The organism is Pelosinus propionicus DSM 13327 (assembly GCF_900114615.1).
In the GTDB taxonomy this organism is placed as follows: domain Bacteria; phylum Bacillota; class Negativicutes; order DSM-13327; family DSM-13327; genus Pelosinus; species Pelosinus propionicus.
In genome coordinates, this window is record NZ_FOTS01000114.1 from 1 (window position 1) to 2,328 (window position 2,328).

General features: G+C 39.9%; 7 protein-coding genes. All 7 read left to right on the plus strand.

Annotation, left to right across the window (positions count from 1 at the left end):
• Window positions 1–28 precede the first annotated feature (28 nt).
• From BMZ99_RS25695 to BMZ99_RS25725, 7 genes are read left to right on the plus strand one after another with little or no spacing between them, the layout of a single operon-like run.
• On the plus strand, window positions 29–322 hold the full coding sequence (locus tag BMZ99_RS25695) for a hypothetical protein (protein WP_139214869.1): 294 nt from the start codon (window positions 29–31) through the stop codon (window positions 320–322).
• A gap of 14 nt (window positions 323–336) precedes the next feature.
• Window positions 337–603, plus strand: a complete 267-nt coding sequence (locus tag BMZ99_RS25700; protein ID WP_090944943.1) for a hypothetical protein — start codon at window positions 337–339, stop codon at window positions 601–603.
• Window positions 600–923: a hypothetical protein gene (locus BMZ99_RS25705; protein ID WP_090944946.1), complete on the plus strand. Its 324-nt coding sequence runs from the start codon at window positions 600–602 to the stop codon at window positions 921–923. The genes BMZ99_RS25700 and BMZ99_RS25705 overlap by 4 nt, the downstream gene beginning before the upstream one ends.
• Window positions 920–1,366, plus strand: a complete 447-nt coding sequence (locus BMZ99_RS25710; RefSeq protein WP_090944949.1) for a glycoside hydrolase family 73 protein — start codon at window positions 920–922, stop codon at window positions 1,364–1,366. The genes BMZ99_RS25705 and BMZ99_RS25710 overlap by 4 nt, the downstream gene beginning before the upstream one ends.
• A 26-nt stretch (window positions 1,367–1,392) precedes the next feature.
• Window positions 1,393–1,722, plus strand: a complete 330-nt coding sequence (locus BMZ99_RS25715) for a hypothetical protein (RefSeq protein WP_090944953.1) — start codon at window positions 1,393–1,395, stop codon at window positions 1,720–1,722.
• Window positions 1,723–1,733: 11 nt separating this feature from the next.
• Window positions 1,734–1,913, plus strand: a complete 180-nt coding sequence (locus tag BMZ99_RS25720; protein WP_090944956.1) for a hypothetical protein — start codon at window positions 1,734–1,736, stop codon at window positions 1,911–1,913.
• Between the two features lie 2 nt (window positions 1,914–1,915).
• Entirely contained in the window at window positions 1,916–2,323 is a 408-nt protein-coding gene (locus tag BMZ99_RS25725) for a hypothetical protein (RefSeq protein ID WP_090944959.1), read from the plus strand.
• Window positions 2,324–2,328 lie beyond the last annotated feature (5 nt).

The following is a 2,328-nucleotide window of genomic DNA, read 5'->3' on the forward strand; positions in this document are numbered from 1 at the left end:
GCGTCTATTTTTTATGGGAGGAAAACGTATGAGAATATTTATAGTATGCTTGCTTATTACTTTGTCAGTATCCGTATGTAGTGCTCAAAACGTAGTACACAAAATCGAAGATAGTATGCCAATGGATAAATGGGCACATATGGGAGTTGGGTATGTGCTTAATGACCAGCTAAAGCGACATACCTGTTTAACACCTTTGGAGCGTTTTTTGGTTGTAGGTGGCGTTGCCTATGCGAAAGAAAAATGGGCAGATGAAAAATTTGATAGTGGTGATCTAGCGGCTACCGTAGCAGGTAGCCTTTGTTATGAGATTAAATTTTAATTTGGGGGTGACGTATGGGGGAAGTTGATTTTCAGCATGAAGTAATTGACCGCCTGGCACGTATGGAAACTAAACAGGATGCAACAATGGCAACTGTGGCGGATCATGCGAAGTGTATTAATCAGCACAGCGTTGCAATAAAGGATACTGATTCAAGGGCAAGATCAGCACATCACAGAATTGATGGTATATTTTGGGGCGCAGGTATATTGGGCGGTGCTGTTGGTGCGGTAGTCAATTTTATTTCGTCATTTTGGGGTAAAGGAGGTAGTCACGGTTGAAAAATAAATTAATATCTTTTTGCAACTGGGCGCAGGCTAATTGGCTTGCGCTTGTAATTTTTATGGTCGTACTGATGCTTTTATTCTTATGCCTAGTGCTGATGTCGTGGCTAATAGGATATTGGGCAAATGCGCTATACAGCACAAAATTTGACCTAAATTCTTGCTGGACAGGCGTGGGCGTTGTGGTTACTGGTCTGGGAGGCGTTGCAGCATTAGCAAAAGCAGCGTGGACGAAGTATAGCACAGACAGTCAATTTAATTCATTGCAGAGAAACCCTGTTAATTTTATACAAAATGAGGTGAATAAAAAATTATGACACCAGACGAATATTTAGAAATGATTACAGGCAAAGCAAAGGAGATATGCGGTAATTATGGTTTGCCGTATGCTTGTTGTGTGGCGCAAGGAGCGATTGAAAGCCAATGGGGTAAGTATGGTATAGGCAATGGTGGTTACAACATCTTTGGGCGTAAATACGGCGGTGAGTTTGATTATGTAGAAGTCCCAACACAGGAAGATGATGGAACTGGTAGTTGGTATACTATCAATGCAAGATTCGTGTCTTACCCGTCCATTGGCGATGCTATTAACGATTGGTGCCAGCTTATGATATGGGGGCCATATAAACAATATTCTGACCAATATATCCATGATCAAGATTTAGAAGCGTTTGTACGTGGTATTGGCAGTGTATACGCTACTGATATTTACTATGCAGATAAGGTTATGCAAACTATTAAAGCGTGTGATTTATATTAAATATAAAATAAAAGGGGATATGTAAAATGGCAGAAGAAACAGTAGTAACAGAGGCAAGTGCAGAGGCAATGGAAGAAACAACCGTAACCACAGAGGCAGTAGTAGAGGAAATTACGGAATCTACAACTACCACAGCAATTCCAACCGCAGATGAACTATTAGCACTCAGTGCAGAAGAATGGGCAGAATTTAAAACAGCATTTGAGGTAGCGTTAAAAGCTAAAGCAGCCGAGGAAAAGGCAATACTTAAGGCTAAAATTGAAACAATCACTACAAATTTTAAAACCTATGCATTGCCAGTTATTAAGTATGGCGCAGGTGCTGCATTGCTGCTTAAGGTATTTAATATTATTTAGGAGGGATATACATGGTTGAATTAATGCGTATTGATAAATCAGGAGTCTTCGCGCCTCCTGTCGGGATTGTAGAATCAGTAATTATTAACGGTAACTCTGTTGATTTTACCCTAGTTGATAATGGCAATATTGATGTCACAGAATATGACGGTATAAGTAAAGTATTTGCGGTAGTAAAAGGGGATGATTAACATTGACAAAAAATATATCATTGCTGCTGTGCTTCTTGTTGCTGCTGTCATTGCCTGGAATGTGTTTAGCGGAACCAACCTACCAAATAACGGAACAACAGCTAATACAGTTAGATCAGAACTTGGCACAGCTATCGATCAACAATCAGGAGCTATTGACACAACTAAGTCAATCGAAGCAGGACTTGACAACAGCGTCAAATCAGTTGGAAACATTGAAAGCACAATTAATCACGCTTCAGACACAAACACAACTAGCATTACAACAGCAACAGACAGCGCAATCCTCATTGCAGACTGCCAACGAATCCTTTCAGATATTCGAGCAGGAGGTAAAAAAGGAAACTAAAAAATTAAAACTACAGCGTGATATCGGATATGCAGCCTTTTTGTATATGGCTGTTAAATGATGAAA